The organism is Vibrio sp. MMG023 (genome assembly GCF_021654215.1).
Lineage (GTDB): Bacteria > Pseudomonadota > Gammaproteobacteria > Enterobacterales > Vibrionaceae > Vibrio > Vibrio jasicida.
In genome coordinates this window covers 64,090-79,920 of record NZ_JAKFZP010000001.1, presented here as the reverse complement: position 1 = coordinate 79,920, position 15,831 = coordinate 64,090, and the positions used below count along the sequence as shown (strand labels likewise).

Annotated in this window: 16 protein-coding genes; 4 read left to right on the top strand and 12 right to left on the bottom strand. The window is 43.7% G+C overall.

The window, feature by feature from the left end:
* Position 1 precedes the first annotated feature (1 nt).
* Both L1076_RS00315 and L1076_RS00310 read right to left on the bottom strand, forming a co-directional pair.
* Positions 2 to 472 (bottom strand): RES family NAD+ phosphorylase, encoded by a 471-nt coding sequence (locus L1076_RS00315; RefSeq protein ID WP_038867737.1) that lies wholly within the window; start codon positions 470 to 472, stop codon positions 2 to 4.
* A gap of 1 nt (position 473) precedes the next feature.
* Positions 474 to 926: an antitoxin Xre/MbcA/ParS toxin-binding domain-containing protein gene (locus L1076_RS00310; protein ID WP_038867740.1), complete on the bottom strand. Its 453-nt coding sequence runs from the start codon at positions 924 to 926 to the stop codon at positions 474 to 476.
* A gap of 760 nt (positions 927 to 1,686) precedes the next feature.
* On the opposite strand from L1076_RS00310, the gene L1076_RS00305 reads away from it, so the two are divergent.
* Both L1076_RS00305 and L1076_RS00300 read left to right on the top strand, forming a co-directional pair.
* Positions 1,687 to 2,973, top strand: a complete 1,287-nt coding sequence (locus L1076_RS00305; RefSeq protein ID WP_237302903.1) for an outer membrane protein transport protein — start codon at positions 1,687 to 1,689, stop codon at positions 2,971 to 2,973.
* Positions 2,974 to 3,018: 45 nt separating this feature from the next.
* Complete coding sequence (locus L1076_RS00300; RefSeq protein WP_237302902.1) at positions 3,019 to 5,736, top strand: SO2930 family diheme c-type cytochrome; 2,718 nt, start codon at positions 3,019 to 3,021, stop codon at positions 5,734 to 5,736.
* A gap of 137 nt (positions 5,737 to 5,873) precedes the next feature.
* Here the strand turns inward: L1076_RS00300 and L1076_RS00295 are convergent, their stop codons facing one another.
* From L1076_RS00295 to L1076_RS00280, 4 genes are all read right to left on the bottom strand, one after another.
* On the bottom strand, positions 5,874 to 7,286 hold the full coding sequence (locus L1076_RS00295) for a coniferyl aldehyde dehydrogenase (protein WP_237302901.1): 1,413 nt from the start codon (positions 7,284 to 7,286) through the stop codon (positions 5,874 to 5,876).
* 127 nt (positions 7,287 to 7,413) lie between these two features.
* Positions 7,414 to 7,824 (bottom strand): GNAT family N-acetyltransferase, encoded by a 411-nt coding sequence (locus L1076_RS00290; RefSeq protein WP_038867749.1) that lies wholly within the window; start codon positions 7,822 to 7,824, stop codon positions 7,414 to 7,416.
* Between the two features lie 65 nt (positions 7,825 to 7,889).
* Positions 7,890 to 8,450 carry a GNAT family N-acetyltransferase gene (locus tag L1076_RS00285; RefSeq protein ID WP_038878489.1) on the bottom strand — a complete coding sequence of 187 codons (561 nt, stop codon included), beginning with the start codon at positions 8,448 to 8,450 and terminating at the stop codon, positions 7,890 to 7,892.
* An 18-nt stretch (positions 8,451 to 8,468) separates the two neighbouring features.
* Complete coding sequence (locus tag L1076_RS00280; protein WP_038878499.1) at positions 8,469 to 8,921, bottom strand: NUDIX domain-containing protein; 453 nt, start codon at positions 8,919 to 8,921, stop codon at positions 8,469 to 8,471.
* Between the two features lie 150 nt (positions 8,922 to 9,071).
* On the opposite strand from L1076_RS00280, the gene L1076_RS00275 reads away from it, so the two are divergent.
* The gene (locus L1076_RS00275; protein WP_039978234.1) at positions 9,072 to 9,971 is read left to right on the top strand and encodes a DMT family transporter; all 900 of its coding nucleotides are present in this window, start codon (positions 9,072 to 9,074) and stop codon (positions 9,969 to 9,971) included.
* Positions 9,972 to 10,045: 74 nt separating this feature from the next.
* Here the strand turns inward: L1076_RS00275 and L1076_RS00270 are convergent, their stop codons facing one another.
* On the bottom strand, positions 10,046 to 10,360 hold the full coding sequence (locus L1076_RS00270; protein WP_063344229.1) for a multidrug efflux SMR transporter: 315 nt from the start codon (positions 10,358 to 10,360) through the stop codon (positions 10,046 to 10,048).
* Between the two features lie 367 nt (positions 10,361 to 10,727).
* Here L1076_RS00270 and L1076_RS00265 point away from each other — a divergent pair, with 367 nt between their 5' ends.
* Positions 10,728 to 12,092, top strand: coding sequence for an endonuclease/exonuclease/phosphatase family protein (locus L1076_RS00265; protein WP_038867757.1), 1,365 nt, complete (start codon positions 10,728 to 10,730; stop codon positions 12,090 to 12,092).
* Positions 12,093 to 12,171: 79 nt separating this feature from the next.
* On the opposite strand, the gene L1076_RS00260 is transcribed toward L1076_RS00265, so the two are convergent.
* From L1076_RS00260 to L1076_RS00240, 5 genes are all read right to left on the bottom strand, one after another.
* A complete protein-coding gene (locus L1076_RS00260) occupies positions 12,172 to 12,711 on the bottom strand; it encodes a phosphatase PAP2 family protein (RefSeq protein ID WP_042605955.1) in 540 nt (179 codons plus the stop codon).
* Positions 12,712 to 13,073: 362 nt separating this feature from the next.
* Positions 13,074 to 13,607, bottom strand: a complete 534-nt coding sequence (locus tag L1076_RS00255; RefSeq protein ID WP_237302900.1) for a DNA mismatch repair protein — start codon at positions 13,605 to 13,607, stop codon at positions 13,074 to 13,076.
* Positions 13,601 to 13,987, bottom strand: a complete 387-nt coding sequence (locus tag L1076_RS00250; protein ID WP_038867763.1) for an MAPEG family protein — start codon at positions 13,985 to 13,987, stop codon at positions 13,601 to 13,603. The genes L1076_RS00255 and L1076_RS00250 overlap by 7 nt, the downstream gene beginning before the upstream one ends.
* 82 nt (positions 13,988 to 14,069) lie before the next feature.
* A complete protein-coding gene (rarD, locus tag L1076_RS00245; RefSeq protein ID WP_045399815.1) occupies positions 14,070 to 14,975 on the bottom strand; it encodes an EamA family transporter RarD in 906 nt (301 codons plus the stop codon).
* Positions 14,976 to 15,054: 79 nt separating this feature from the next.
* Positions 15,055 to 15,777: a sulfite exporter TauE/SafE family protein gene (locus L1076_RS00240; RefSeq protein WP_237302899.1), complete on the bottom strand. Its 723-nt coding sequence runs from the start codon at positions 15,775 to 15,777 to the stop codon at positions 15,055 to 15,057.
* Between the last annotated feature and the right edge of the window lie 54 nt (positions 15,778 to 15,831).

The window sequence follows — 15,831 nt, the reverse complement described above, 5'->3', positions numbered from 1 at the left end:
CTTATTTAAATATTCGTGGATCAAAAGCAAATTCGAGCTTTTCTGCTTTCCTGATGATCTCTTTCATCTTGGGATGGTTTGGGTTCACAACATAGTTGTTATCGCGGGGGGAAATGGTCGAGGGTACTTGTAATGCCGCGAACTCTGGATGCGGATCATTTAGAAATTGGTCACCAATGTACTGAGTGGATTCACTGGCGGGTATAGATCGCCAAGCTACCGGCAAGTCTTCTTCATCCAAAGCAGCAATCAGATATTCGGGCATCTCGATACGATACAAGTCGTAAAGTCTCGTAATAGCAGGATCGTTATTAACATGGACAAATACTTCTAAAGAACAAAGTGACTCAGACTCCGAAAAATAGAGGGCCTCGGTTCCTTTTGAGTTCCATCGCCCTCCGTAAAGCTTTGCGCCAATCGGACTAAATGGAGATTCGGAAAACTTCTTTTGCGTCAGTCGATAGAGCTTCATACTACGAGAATACCCCGTGCTCTAATCGCCCTATTAAGTCTTTAACTATCTCGAAATCGACCGTGGTAGAGACCATGTCGAGTGGGCGTTTTCCTCCTAAACCATAGACGTTTTCTCGCATCCAGCCCAAAGCGCGCTCTTCATCATCAAACAACTCCGTTGCAAGTTTGAGCAGCATTGCTAAACGGTAGATTGCATCGCTCTCTTGCGTATTAAAACGTTCTTCATTTTTTAAACGTCGTTTGATTGTGCTGACAGGGATAAGCGTCACGTGCTGAAATTCGCTTTGAGAGAGCTTTACGCGCTCAACGATATTACGATAAACCTTTGGCTCAAAACCTTTATGAACCGCATCTGTACGACCGGTTTCGGCATCTTCAATGCCCAGCATAAACCAAAAATTTGCCTTAGATGGCAGCTTAGGTTTAAAGCTTTTTAATGTTGCTGTTGCCATCTTGAACTCCTACAGACCAAATGGTCTTATTATTATGGTCCAAATGAGCCAACTTAGCAATCGTATAAAATGCGTTCAAAGTAGGCTTACTCGTATAGATTTGAATTACGCTGTATCTCGATCACTTTTCCATCCCGTTCCACTCTACAGTGGGCAAGATCGTGCGCCCTTTGCTCGATTGATACATCGACAAGCAACCACCCTTTTTCCCTCTCTTCGGCAAAGAGATCGCAGAAGCAAAGTGTGATTTAGTAGGTACACCCGAAGACGCTCCTAACAATTCAGCACCATATTGCTTTCTATTCCTTAAGTAAAAGCTCTAATCGTTCATAAAGTTTAGCATCCGATTCAGTGATAAATTGCATCATTTCCGCAAATTCGACTTTTAAGCCTTAAATATCAATTAAACAACCGTTTAAAACGATCGTACTACAAAATGATTTGTTACAACCCGCTATTTGCTGATACTTAAGCCACATTTTTAACGTGGACATCAAACGCAATCAAGTGCTTTCGTGAAGCTTCTCTACGATACAAATTGAACTTAACTATAACATTTACAGATAGTTATAAGCACATTCATAACCCGTTGGTTATATGAGATGGAAATAACAGATCTTGAAATTCAATGTTACAAGTATGTTAATTGTTTTTATGCTTGAGATGAGTGTTTCGTGAATAACCTACTCACCCTCTTTATGGGTACATAAGCACTTTTATTTAAAACGCATCCTAAAAACACATGGAGTTTCAGAGTGATATGAATACAAGGAATGCAAAACTCGCGCTTGCTATAGCGATAGCGCTCAGCTCCCCTAAGTTATACGCTGCGGGGTTTCAGTTATCTGAGCATTCTGCTGCGGGTCTAGGACGAGCCAATGCAGGAGAGGCAGCCATTGCCGATGGCGCATCAGTTGTCGCCCACAACCCTGCTGCGATTACGATGTTTGACTCATACGAGCTTTCTATCGGCGCCGCTTACATCATGCCAGAGGTTCGAGTCACCGGTAATGGTGCGTCAGACGCTTTTAATAATCAGCTAACCAACAATGACGTTGTTGATAATGTGATCGTTCCATCGTTTTATATTGCCGCCCCTATCAACGATTCATGGTCTTGGGGACTTGGTATATTTACCGACTTTGGCCTTGCCACTGAATATCCTGATGATTATCTAGCGGGCCCAATTGGCGGAGAAACCAGTTTAGAAACCGTCAATTTTAATCCAACTATCGCCTACCGCATCAACGATGAATTCAGTGTTGGTGCTGGAGCAAGCCTTGTCTATGGTAAAGCCAAGCTTACTCGCACCCTTGGAATCCTTGCTGATGCCATCAATGCCGATACCGGCGCTAATTTTGCTCGCAGCGACGTCGCGAAATCACTAGATGGTGATGGTTGGGGTTATGGCTTTAATTTAGGCGCGCTGTGGGAGATAAACGAAAAACATCGCTTTGGCTTAAGTTACCGCTCCAAAGTTGATGTAGATTTTGAAGGTGATTATTACTCAGATATTCCAAGCTCGATTTCGATGCCAGGTCAAACAGTGACTGGTGACTTAACCTTAAATTTACCAAGCATCACTGAGTTCTCTGGTTTCCATCAGATTACAGCGCCACTTGCTATTCACTACAGTGTGATGATGACGGGTTGGAATGTATTTGAGGAAATTCGCGCAACCGTCGATGGACAAGAAGTTCTGCAAAAAGATGAGAACTTTGAAAACGCCTTCAAGTATGCGTTAGGGGCAACTTATCAGCTCAACCCTTCTTTCACTCTTCGCGCAGGTATTGCCTACGACGAGACACCTAACGTGAACGATAAGAGCATCAGCTTACCAGATTCCGACCGAATCAATTACAGCTTTGGTGCAACCTACGCTTTCAATCAAAACAGCCGAATCGACTTTGGCTTTACCTTTATCGATGCTGAAGAAGTCACGTTTGCCGAGCCACTTGAACCACACGCTCTGCCGGGTGTTGATATTGCCTATCGTTCAGAGGGCGATGCCTACATCTACGGCATCCAATACAACCACTCTTTCTAATTATTCCTGACTGAGTCAATAAAACTAATTACAGGGAAGCAAATCATGCATGGAATAAACAAAACGGTTGTCGCTACGCTAATAAGCTCCACGCTTTTAATTGGCTGTAACAGTGATGATTATGACGAACCGCAATCCTCAAGCGGGTATGAACTGTCTGAATACGGCACACCTGAGTTGTGTGGAAATGGACAAGAATGGGCAAGCGCAGCAGAAGTCACTGCGATTGAAAACCTTGTTGAATTGGCCGAGGACAACAGTGTTGTGACCTTACCTGCTGGCTGTTTTAAAATGAATAACCAGTTAACGGTCGATTCAAAAAACAACCTCATTTTACGCGGTGCAGGACTTGATCAAACTTACCTCGACTTTAGTAATGTTAATGGTAAAGACGGCATCGCAATCAGTGGCGGTTCTAATATCACTGTCTCTGATTTGCAAGTATCAGAAGCGTCAAAAAATGGCATAAAAGCCGATGGTGTTGAAGGTATCATTATTCGCGATGTTGCCGCGGTCTGGCTCGAAGTGCCACGTGCCCGTGATGAAGATGGTAACCTACGTGGTACTTATGGTATCTACCCAGTAAAATCCCAAAACGTATTGATTGAAGACACTTGGAGTTACGGTAGTGCCGATGCTGGTATCTATGTGGGTCAAACCATTGGTGCAGTAATACGTGACAACGTAGCGGAAAAGAACATCGCAGGTATCGAAATTGAAAATAGTTCGAACGTTGATGTCTATGACAACCTCGCTTTAGGCAATACGGGCGGTGTCTTGCTGTTTGACTTACCGGGAGCAACTACGATCGGTCGTTTAATTGATGATGTTCGTATCTTCGATAACGTGATTCGTGACAACAATCTAGAGAACTACGTTGATACCACTTGTCAAAGCGGACTTGGTGGATGTGGCGTAGTTGGTATTGTCCCGCCAGGTACTGGCGTTGTGATCCTATCTGGCCGTAACAGTGAGTTTTATAATAATACCATCTCCAACCATGATTCGATGGCGCTGGCCATGACCAGCTATCTATTGGTCAATGGTGACCCTAATGCCTACAGTCCGCTGAATGGCACATCCGAGGGTAATGCGGTAATGCAGGGTTGGAATCCGGTTCCGACCAATATGTATTTCCACGACAACACCATTACTAATACAGGCGCAAACCCTAACGGCTCGCTCATTGAAGATATGATTTTAGCTTATACCTTAAATCATCAAGCCTTCCCTGCGTTGTTCTACGATGGCGCGGGTGAATCACTAATTCGCTCCCAAATGTTTGCCCCTTTACGCGATGCTTTAAACGGCATGACAGGAACAACAAACTGGAACTACCTCACGGAGTTTAATGACGCAGAAAGTAATTGCTTAGTCAACAATGGAGCGAGCGTAGGTGTATTGGTTGATAATATGGACCCTACTGCCATTGCTCGCTACGCCGAAGATCCAGCGAATGCCGATTTCTTGTACGAGAATGAGCAATCGACGCTACTAACCGCTGGCTGTGATTCTAAAACGCCATTAGACATCAATACCGTCACGATTAATGGTGTTATTTATGGTTACAATCAAACAGAAGACGGGGCTACTGACCCTGATAATCCAGATACACCAAACGGTATCGTAGGCAACGTGAGTTGTACTGTAGAAAATGTGTCCGGCATAAACTGGGATGCCATTACGCGAGAAAGCGCGACCTACGGTGAAAACTGTGTGAGTCTTTCTCAATACAATCTGTTTGAAGATGCCAAAGATCCAACGCAAAACCTGAACTTGGCTGCATCAGCCAAAGGTACGCTGTATGAGATGAACGTTGAGCTCTTTACCGACTATGCACGCAAATACCGTTTTGTTGTGATGCCAAACGAAGTCTCCGCAAGCTATCGTGAGCAAGAGGTATTCGACTTCCCAGTTGGCACAGTATTGATCAAAACCTTTGCTCTTCCTTCAAGCACCGATAATGCGCGTGGTGAAAACGAGGAGATGATCGAGACTCGCCTGTTGATTCGTCGTGACAGTGGTTGGATTGCCCTACCTTACGTATGGAATGAAGACAAAACAGATGCTTACCTGACTGCAGTCTCTGTTCCGTTTGAACGAAGTGTGGAGCATAACGGTGAAACGCTTAATTTCACTTATGAAGTGCCAAGCCGAAACGAGTGTACCCTGTGTCACAAGGTTGAAGCCGACGTGTCCGACCCCACTGGCAATACGCAACCTAAGGGGTTCTCTCCAATTGGTCCGAAGGCTCGTAACCTCAACAGCGTACAGGACGTTTCTGATAGTTCCCCAGTTAACCAGTTAGTACATTGGGAGACATTAGGACTATTCACAGAAGCCTTGCCAGATACACCTGAGAACTTACCTAAGACCCCTGTTTTTAATACGGAGACTGGTGCAAGTAACCTGACGAATACAGAACTACTGGATTATGCCAAAGCATACTTAGATGTGAACTGTGCGCACTGCCACCGTACCGAAGGTAAAGCTGCAAGCAACCCATTCAAGTTTGAATACTGGCGTGAAGGTATTGGTGAGATGGGCATTTGTGCTCGCGGCATCACCTTCCATAAAGGCCCATCGCCATATGTAATTGTGCCAGGCGATCCAGAAAACTCCGTATTGCACTACCGTATCAATGTCGACAACGGAAACATGATGCCAGAGCTAGGTAGACACGTTGTCCATGATGAAGGAGTTCAGTTGATTGCCGATTGGATTAACTCGATTGATACAACAGGCTGGAGCTGTGTAGAGTAGAATTATCAATGGCTACCGAATGTTTAGGTAGCCATTAAGTTACATAGTTTAAGCTGCACGACTGTATATTCTAACCGCAAACAAAAACCGCCTCACTGGGCGGTTTTCTTATTCCTAAGCGTTCAACATCAAAAACGTTAACGCATAAAGAACTTTTGTAGTGCTTTGATTGCCATGCTACGTCGTTCCATCAACATACCTACACGAGGTAACCACGTTGGTGTATTTAGAACAGTTTTGGCATGACTAAAGGTTCTAAAACCTTCTTCTCCATGGTAGTGACCGATACCAGATTCACCAATACCACCAAATGGGGCGTCTTCTGCGCCAACGTGCAAGATAGTGTCATTCACCCCGACACCGCCACTGTGGGTATTACGGGTAATATTTTCAATCGTGCGTTTGTCATCCGACATGATGTAGAGCGCAAGTGGGCGTTGATTCTGGTTGATATAGCTGATGACATCTTGCATATCACGGTAAGGCTTAATTGGCATAAGGGGACCAAAAATCTCCTCCTGCATAATAGTCATCTCTTCTGAAACATTGGTGACCAGATGCGGGTATAATCGTCGGCCTTCTGAACTCGTCTCGGGCACGGTATGTACTTCTGCACCCTTGGCTTTAGCATCTTCCAACACAGCCTTTAAACGGTCGTACTGGCGTTGGTTGATGATATGAGTAAAGCCTTGCTCCTTTTGACCTTTTAAGTAAAGCGCATCAAAACGTTGCAAGAAGAGCGCAACAAACTCATTGACTCTTCCCTCCGGTACAAAAGCATAATCTGGAGCAACACAAATTTGCCCCGCATTAATACACTTACCGAACAAAATAGCATCGACCGCTTTATTTAAGTTCGCGTCTTCCGCCACGATAACCGGAGACTTTCCGCCAAGCTCCAATGTAATTGGTGTTAAGTTCTCTGCGGCGGCACGAGCCACTGCACGACCAACATTAGTTGATCCAGTAAACAGCAAGTGATCAAACGGTAACTTGCTGAATGCTTGAGCAACCTCTGCTTCCCCTTCGACAACAATGACATCATCGGGCAATGCTCTACATATCTCAGTGATCACTTTATTTGTCAGTGGCGTAAATTCACTCAGCTTAATCATGACTCGGTTTCCGGCTGCAAGAGCCGTTACCAAAGGGGACAAGCTAAGAATGACCGGGAAATTCCAAGGAGAAATAATGCCAACAACACCAACAGGTTGGTACTCCACCGTAACTTTTGAGGGAGCAAGCAATAAACCAGCATGACGACGGCTTGGTTTACACCATTTGTTGAGGCGCTTTAGGGTGTAGTTGATTTGAGCAACGGTCGGTAGTACATCTGTCATTGCCGTATCAAACTCAGAGCGGTAGCCAAAATCTTCACTCAACGCTTCAACTAAATCTTGTTGGTTATCCAAGATAGTCTGCTTGAGAAGATTAAGCTTTTGCTTTCTGGCGTCTAAGCCCGGGAATGGTTCTGCGTTATACGCCGCTCTGACTTTATCCAACTTCTGCTGTAGTAATTGACCCACTTCGACGTCGACGATCGCGTTCATGTTTATCTCCTTGTGCACCCGATAACGGGCAATGTCGCACTTATGTACAGTTCAACGTTAACACAAGGGCAACATTCTGACTATTAACGCAATAAGGAAGTTAGAGTTCAAACTCAGATTATTTTGCTTAAAGCGCAAGCTTCATTTTGTAGTAAGGAATTTCAGATTTGTAGAAGCGTTCACCCTCAACTTGCATCCCAAACTTTCCATAGAAAACCAGAGCAGATTCCCTCGCATCACACCAAAAATATTCAACGGGTGACAACTGTAAATTCGCTAAAATATATCGAATCAGGGAAGAGCCAATGCTTAATCTTTGAAACTCCGGTAACACCGCAAATTTGCGCAGTCTTGCTTTGTTGTCATCAAGATAGATTGAGGCAATCCCAACCAAAACATCATTCACAAACGCCCCAAAGTGTTCAGCGTCTTCATCACCCTCTACTATGCAATGCTCGATAGCCTTCTGGGGCCACAATACCTTATGGCGAATAGGCATTGCTTCTTGCCAAGTAATGGGACGAATGCTTATTTCCATCGCTCTATTCCTTTGCTATTTGTTCTTTCTTTTATATCGCCACATTTACTTTTAGGCTATGTTTATCAAGCATTAATTTCAGCTAGTTTCAGTTCATAAATGCCTAATCGTTGAGACGGATCCAACGTTTCAAAATCATGATCAACGTATTCTTTCAAAGAGGCTCCCGCTCGTTCCGCTACTTTAATACTCGCGATGTTATCTTCCATACAGTGAAACTGAATCAAGCTCGCGTGCCCTCTTCCCTTCACTAACGGAATGATGACAGAGAGCACTTGATTGACGACACGATGACCACGCCCACTTTCTGCAAGCCAATACCCCACCTCGGTTACGCGTGTCTCTTCGTTCACACCTTTAATACCGAGAACGCCGACAAATTGATTATCCAGTAAAAGCGCAAACCAGTGTGCTTCGCTTACACGACTGTTGATACGTTGAGAAATGTAACGCACGGCTTCGCGTCGATTCTTTACGAACTCTGTCCATGGCAGATAACGAGACAGGCTGTCGCGGCTTTTATTGACAACTTCAAGTAACGTATTGGCGTGCTTGGTCATTAATGGCTCTATCGTAATACGTTCAGAAATTTGCAGCGGTTGGCTCGTTTCATACCCTTCGTACATCGTTTTTCCTGTTTGAATCTAGCTCTGTTTAATAAGAGTAAATGGTGTTGGTGCTTTATCTACATAATTTTGCCACACATGATCATAGAGTTGATGCTGATTCGCAAAAGGAGCAAGTTGCTTTGCCTCTTCTAACGAACACCAACGATAATCGGTATGTTCGTGGTTCAATACCACTTCTTGGTTGGGTTTACAAAACATAACAAAGCAAGGGATGACCATGATTCGGTTCTTGTGGGCTTCATAAAACTGCTCAAGAAAATCCGCACTGTGAAGCTCGACGTCTTCAATTTGTGTTTCTTCCTTGAGCTCTCGAACGATCGTTTGCCAACCAGTTTCCTCTTCTTCGATCCCACCAGCTACATGACACCAATAACCACCTTTGACTCGCTCTAATAACAACATTTTCTTTATGCCGTCGAATTCGGAAATCACAACACCAGATACATGCGTTGCTTGAATAGGAATCATCCCTTTCTCCTTATGTATTTATTATTTCTATATCTGAACGAGACAGTCTACCTTGGTTCAAGAAGATCCGGAGCCTTAATCACAAGGTGCTGATCTTTTTGTCAGTCTAGTATGCTAAAGTGCGATCTCCCTCAATAAGCGAGCCGTAAGATGCCTAATTCAATCAATTCTATGATTCCCATTGGTGTGCGCTTTATGGTGCTCTCTGCCTTTGGTTTCGCTCTCATGTCAGCCACTGTTAAGCATGTCAGCTTACATGGCATACCTGTATTTGAAATTGTCGCAGCGAGGGCTTTAGTTTCACTCGTGATCAGTTACCTAGATGTAAAACGCAAAGGCATATCAGTTTGGGGCAATAACAAACCCTTGTTGTTTGCGCGAGGCGCGGTTGGCACGATGGCGCTCATGTGTGTGTACTATTCCGTTACGACGCTACCCTTAGCAGAAGCGACCATTTTTCAGTACATTCATCCTGTATTTACTGCACTGCTCGCGGTCTTCTTCCTTAAGGAGCGCATTCAGTTTTCGACTCTAATTTGTATTGTGCTGTGTTTATTGGGTGTCTATGTCATGGTCAGTTCGGAAACGGGCCCTAATGCTGAACATGCCCTTCCGATGTTTAGTGTTATGATCGCGATATTAGGTGCATTTGGTAGTTCGATTGCGTACGTGATTGTTCGGAAACTCAGTCAGACAGAAGACAGCTCCGTTATTATTTTCTATTTTCCATTGGTTGCACTTCCAGCATCTATCCTGCTCATCGGAGATCAGTTCGTGATGCCGGATTTGTACTTGACCTTGATGCTCGTTCTCGTTGGTGTATTTACCCAAATTGGCCAACTTGGTTTAACCAAAGCCATGCAAACACAGGAAGCCGGTAAAGCCTCCGCCTACTCTTATGTCCAAATCATATTCTCCGTACTGCTGGGGATCGTGTTCTTTGGTGAGTTACCGTCCGCTTGGACTTACTTAGGAGGAGCACTGATTGTTACGGGCGCGCTTATCAACGTATTTGGACAACACTTAAAGTTGCCATTTATGAAACGCTAACAAGGCAAGAACCTGCTTTAAAATGCGAAAAGCCAGAGTCTGACTCTGGCTTTTACTTATCAATGATTGAGAACTTAAGCCGCAAACTTTAAGCCTGCAATACCAGCAATAATCAACAGTAAGCTTATGAGCTTGACCAATGTCGCTGGCTCATTAAATAAATAGATACTGGCAATCGCCGTTCCTATCGCACCAATGCCCACCCAAACACCATAAGCAACACCAAGTGGTAACGTTCTAAGCGCAATACCAAGCAACCAAAAGCTTAACGCCATAAAACCGATGGTGAATACTGATGCGCCAAGTTTGCTGAAGCCTTCAGAATATTTAAGCCCAACAGCCCATGCGACTTCGCATAGACCCGCAAGAAAAAGAATTGCCCAAGCCATTGAGAGATCCCTAACAAATGGGGCCGTCCCCGATAGTGATGAGAGCGGTGAGGTCGTCCTCACTTCTGGTACGTGCACAGTATAAAGAAAAACGTCTCTCACCTAAACTCAGTTTGTATGCGCACAAAATCCACTTCATTCAATCAATTAACGCTATAAATCCATTCCAATTAAATAAAATAGACATCGTTATTTAACAGATTGTATATAACCTTCTACTGTTGAAAATGATGCACTTATTGCATTAATCACACAAAACCTGATCATTAGTGCAACTACGCAATCGTTTGTGTGACGAAGATCGCTTACAAAAGCTACTGATAACTTTAGTATTTGCGCGAACCCAATTATAAGGTATTGCATACTAATGAAATACATCAAAACCCCTTTAGCTCTCCTAATCGGCGCTGCGTTACTTACTGGCTGCAACGACGACACTGAATACGTAGATGTTCAACCTAAAGAAGTAAAGATCGCCACTTATAACCTCTCTTTTGATCGTAGTACTTTTGAAGACCTCGTTGCAGAAATGCAAGTTGAACCAGCAAAGCAAACTGAGCTGGTAACGGCTTACCTTGACGGCACAATCGCCGACGAAGATAAAACAATGGCAGAGAAAGTCATTCAAATTCGTAACGTCGCAGCCATCATTCAAAAAAACCGACCTGATGTTCTGATGATGGCGGAATTCAATAATGATGGAACTGGAGAAGATAAAGTCGCACTGGAAGGTTTCCAGAAAAACTACCTATCTATCGCACAAAGCCTTGAAGGCGCCGGTGGCGAAGCTAACCTTGAGCCTATTGAGTATCCTTATGCGGAATCTTACTCAACCAACACAGGCTTAAACAGTGACCTTGACCTAGATAACAATGGCACTGCAGGCCAACTTCCTGGCGATGCATGGGGCTTTGGTTTCTATCATGGTCAATACGCATTTGCACTGATGTCTAAATACAAAATTGACACAGAAAACACACGAACTTTCCAAGAGTTCAAGTGGAAAGACATGGAAGGGGCAGAAATCCCAACCATCACTATCTGTGACGGTTCACAAACGATCCCTGATGGCATGGCCTGTGGTGACGATTGGTACACAGCAGAAGAGTGGGATGTTGTTCGTCTGTCCTCTAAAAACCACGTAGATGCTCCGATTATTATCCCAACAGAAAAAGGCGACGAAGTTGTTCATCTATTGATGTCTCACCCTACTCCACCGGTGTTCGATCCAGGTAAAAACAAAGTTCAAAACGGTGCAGAAGTTGAGTTCTGGCATCACTATGTACAAGGTAAAGAATACTTCTACGATGATGCAGGCAACAAAGGTGGCTTAGCTGAAGGTGCGAAGTTTGTGATGATGGGTGACCAAAACCTTGACCCATTGGATGGCGATGGCTTTAGTGAAATCATGCAAGACTTCCACAATGATCCGTTGGTAAACCAAGATGTGATGAATGGCGAGCTTTACCCAACAAGCTATGGTGCAGCCGAGCACGCGGTAGACAAAAACTCAACACACCCAATTCCAAACCGCATTACGTCTACATTCGGTCTTGGTGTTGACTATGCGATGCCATCAGCGAACCTAAATGTGGCTGATTCTGGTGTTTACTGGGCAGCATCATATGAAGAAGGTCGCAAGCTGTTTAACGACGACCGTATCGGTAAGTACGGCAATGGCAAAGATGTCTCTTCAGACCACCGTATGATTTGGATTAAGGCCCAGTTCTAAAAACTGCACTTAGAAACGAAAAGTCATAATACAGGAGCCTCGGGTATGCCGAGGCTCTTTTGATCGTGCTCGTACAAAATTACCAATGATAAGTCAGCGATACACCAACGTCTTCACTCGTCACCCATGGGACAAGCTGCACATTTTCATCATAAGCATCAGTGAAGACGTACGCGCTCAACGTACCTAAAGCTGCACCAGCAAGAACATCACGCCAATAATGTTTTTTGGCCTCCACACGCCCTACACCCACCAGTGCTGCAACACCATATGCAGGTAAACCAGCTTCCCAACCATAACGTAAATAAAGGTTTGTTGCCGAAGCAAAAGCGTTAGCCGTATGGTTGGATGGGAAACTGTCGTTACCACTTTTATCCGGACGTTCTGCATCTATAGTGGTTTTACCGATCAAACCGATGCCTGAAGCAGCACCAATGCTGAACCCCGCTTGCCAAAAGCCTTCCCAATCCCCTTTGTAAGCAGGGACGGCCGCTGCGGTAGCAACCAGGCCATACGCACCAATGTCAGTCAGAATATCCCAATCATTTTCACTCATTGCATACACAGACTGAGACCCCATTATGGAGGCCACACCAACCAAACGTACAATTTTCTTCATTAATACAACCAATTATGATTCAACTCGGGCGAAAACTATCACAGCTATCGCGACTCTTCGACCCGAAACTGTAACAATTCATCCGTGAATTGATTGTGAAAAAAAAGCCAACCACAAAAGATGTGATTGGCTATATATACTTGTGAACAATCTAGTTCACTAACAACGTCAGTTGGCTAGGTGACCCTCGGCTTAAAGGGTCACTCTAACTCAAGCATTAGATGTGCCAATTTTCAGTTACAACTTAACCAATTGATATTCAACTAATATCAATTAATCACCATGAATAATGATCCATTGAGCATTACTGAGAATGCAATATGCGAACGTATTTTCGCAAATAGCAACCAATAAGGAAAAATTCAGGGGTTACGAGCCAAATCTCTCGCTAAAATTAACGCCAAACCAAACACTTGAAGAAACAAGCCAATACTTTTATACCAAGCCATGTTTTCCTCCAACTCTGACATCACTTCACTGATCTCCAAGTTTTCAAGGTAATAGCCATCAATTCTATTTCGATCGTTACCTTGAGCGTGATTAATTTCTGCCATCAGAGTTGGAAGTTGAGTGATTTCGATTGGGCTGACCTTTTCACCAGTCCAAGCAGACAAATGCGCTCTGAGTACGTTGTTCATTTCTTCGGAGACACTCTGGCTTTGAGCTAAATGTAAATGCAATAACAGCACTTCCCGTTTTCGCTCTAGCGTTTCAACCCTGTTCCAAGAAAGTTGAATCGAATAAAGATTATCAGCTTTTTGATCAGCAAGAAGGCTTGTCTCTTTTCCAAGTTTATCCAACACCACACTGGTTAAGATAATTGCTGCTATGTTCAGTACTAAGCCAACCAGAACAAGCAGCCAAGCTGGGGGTAAATACGTTGATTTTTTTACCATAAGTGATCGTAGGGCAAGTAGATTAAGTTAAGTGCAACTAAACCAATCATAGTCAAGAAGGTTAACTTCATCCCGGTAACACGACCTTTCAGCTCTTCTCCAAGTATCCCTTTTGCATGAATGACGCGGCCAATGACGAACGTGATACCAGCAAGGTGTATCCACCAGACTGGTGCGCCATTGTATTCAAGTAATGCCATGAGAATGAGGGTGATGGGAATATATTCGCTTGCATTACTTTGCGCACTGCGAGCAATTTGAAGCGCTTCAACGCCCCCGTCAGCATAAGCAATTTTGTTACTTCGTCTTTGTTTGATGACTTGAAAAGCAAGCCAGATGAGCAGTAATGTGAGGACAGAAGCGTAGAGAGCGGTAATCATGACAATTCCTTCTTTAGAGTTCATTATGGGTTAACTATATATTAAATATAAGCTAGCCCTATGAATCTAAAGAAGGAATCAATTAAAGTGAGTGGTTGGCAAGCTTTTTGCGCTTGGCAAGTTTGGCGATCCCTTCAAAGATAGTAAATAGCAGCCCTACCCAAATAAATGCAAATGTCACGGCTTTTACGCTATCGAATACTTCTCCAAAAAATACAACGGCTAAAACAAACTGTAAACTCGGCTCGATGTATTGCATCAAACCAACCGTTGATAAGTTAGTAATACGAATAGCAATGGAGTAGAAAATTAACGGTAATAGCGTAACCGGAGCACTCCCCAAATAGAGCATAAATGTTGTTACATCAACCGTTGATGCTAGTTGACCAAAGCTCCACTGTTTAATAAATAAATACGTTAAGGCAAAAGGTGTTAACACAATGGCTTCGACAAAAAGCGTTGTACTCCAGTCATAATTGATCTTTTTCTTGAATAAGCCATAGAGTGAAAAGAACAACCCCATCGTCAACGCAACTAAAGGTAACTGACCATATTGAATCACCTGGTAGATAACACCAATTGATGCCAGTAATATCGCAATAAACTGCCCTTTTGAAAGCTTATCACCTAAGACAAACACCCCAAGGGCCACTGAGACAAGCGGGCCTATAAAAAAGCCTAAGCTAGCATCAATAACACGGTTATTCGTTAACGCCCACGTAAACGCCACCCAGGATATACACATCAAACTACTGGCAACAAACGTATACCATAGTGATTTTTTATCTTGCCAAATTGCCGTCCATTTAGGCCAATGACGGGTGATCGCCAAAACCATAATAAAACCAACCGGAACTGAACCAATAATGCGCAGTGCCAATAGTTCATCCATTGAAGCATTAGGTAAAAAACGATAGTAAATAGGCAGTAATCCCCAGATTACAAAGGACAACGCTGCCATGAAATTGCCGTAACGACTGTTGTTCATAACTAACTCGACAAAGAAAAGTGACGCGATTCTATAGTGAGAACGCGTTTTGTAAAGCGAATTTGACCTTCTCGGATAACTACAAAGAGAGACCTTGGATCACCGCAGTAATACCACTAACAAAGCACAGTGTGAGAGCGCCAAAACGAATCTTTTCTTTTGGTAAAGACTGCGTTGTTTTTACCGCTAACCAGTAACCAAGTGTGGCCGCTGGTAGCAAGGGCAAAGTAATCACCAGATGATGTAAGTTAAAGAAACCCACAGGGATCTGAACAATCAAAGAGATAATAGAACTGAACACAAAAAACGCTGATAGGTTACCACGTAACTGATTTGCTTCTTGATGTTGCAATAAAAGCGCCATTGGTGGTCCACCAATAGCAGAACTCGTACCAAATAAACCAGAAAAGAATCCAGCAAAAGTCATACGACCTGGCGTAGGTTCAATACGAAATGGCAACACGCTGACGGAAACGGCAAACAGAACCAAAAAGCCAATCCATAAAGTTAATGCTTCTGTCGAAACGAAAAACAGTAAGACACCACCAGCAATTGATCCGGGAACACGTCCAATCAGTGCCATCTTTAAACCGCCAATTTCGACGCTGCTTCTGTGCTTCATCGCATTCATTAACGAGATAAACAATGCGACCAAACAGATAGGTGCAGGCACATACTCTGGAGCCCAGAGAATGAGTAGTGGCGCGGCGACAATAGCAAGGCCAAATCCAATCGCGGTTTGAACGTAAGAGCCTAAGAAGATCAGCCCCATAGCAAGCAAGTTTGTAGAATCGAATTCCATCGATGTCATTCTTATATTTGATTTTATGATTAGAAAGCAGAATGAATATCAGAT

Coding starts and splice junctions, on each gene's coding strand:
- L1076_RS00310 (WP_038867740.1), bottom strand. CDS start 926: ATGGCAACAGCAACATTAAAAAGCTTTAAACCTAAGCTGCCATCTAAG.
- L1076_RS00255 (WP_237302900.1), bottom strand. CDS start 13,607: ATGGTAAAAAAATCAACGTATTTACCCCCAGCTTGGCTGCTTGTTCTG.
- L1076_RS00275 (WP_039978234.1), top strand. CDS start 9,072: ATGCCTAATTCAATCAATTCTATGATTCCCATTGGTGTGCGCTTTATG.
- L1076_RS00315 (WP_038867737.1), bottom strand. CDS start 472: ATGAAGCTCTATCGACTGACGCAAAAGAAGTTTTCCGAATCTCCATTT.
- L1076_RS00270 (WP_063344229.1), bottom strand. CDS start 10,360: ATGGCTTGGGCAATTCTTTTTCTTGCGGGTCTATGCGAAGTCGCATGG.
- L1076_RS00280 (WP_038878499.1), bottom strand. CDS start 8,921: ATGATTCCTATTCAAGCAACGCATGTATCTGGTGTTGTGATTTCCGAA.
- L1076_RS00285 (WP_038878489.1), bottom strand. CDS start 8,450: ATGTACGAAGGGTATGAAACGAGCCAACCGCTGCAAATTTCTGAACGT.
- L1076_RS00260 (WP_042605955.1), bottom strand. CDS start 12,711: ATGAAGAAAATTGTACGTTTGGTTGGTGTGGCCTCCATAATGGGGTCT.
- rarD (WP_045399815.1), bottom strand. CDS start 14,975: ATGAACAACAGTCGTTACGGCAATTTCATGGCAGCGTTGTCCTTTGTA.
- L1076_RS00250 (WP_038867763.1), bottom strand. CDS start 13,987: ATGATTACCGCTCTCTACGCTTCTGTCCTCACATTACTGCTCATCTGG.
- L1076_RS00290 (WP_038867749.1), bottom strand. CDS start 7,824: ATGGAAATAAGCATTCGTCCCATTACTTGGCAAGAAGCAATGCCTATT.
- L1076_RS00265 (WP_038867757.1), top strand. CDS start 10,728: ATGAAATACATCAAAACCCCTTTAGCTCTCCTAATCGGCGCTGCGTTA.
- L1076_RS00300 (WP_237302902.1), top strand. CDS start 3,019: ATGCATGGAATAAACAAAACGGTTGTCGCTACGCTAATAAGCTCCACG.
- L1076_RS00305 (WP_237302903.1), top strand. CDS start 1,687: ATGAATACAAGGAATGCAAAACTCGCGCTTGCTATAGCGATAGCGCTC.
- L1076_RS00295 (WP_237302901.1), bottom strand. CDS start 7,286: ATGAACGCGATCGTCGACGTCGAAGTGGGTCAATTACTACAGCAGAAG.
- L1076_RS00240 (WP_237302899.1), bottom strand. CDS start 15,777: ATGGAATTCGATTCTACAAACTTGCTTGCTATGGGGCTGATCTTCTTA.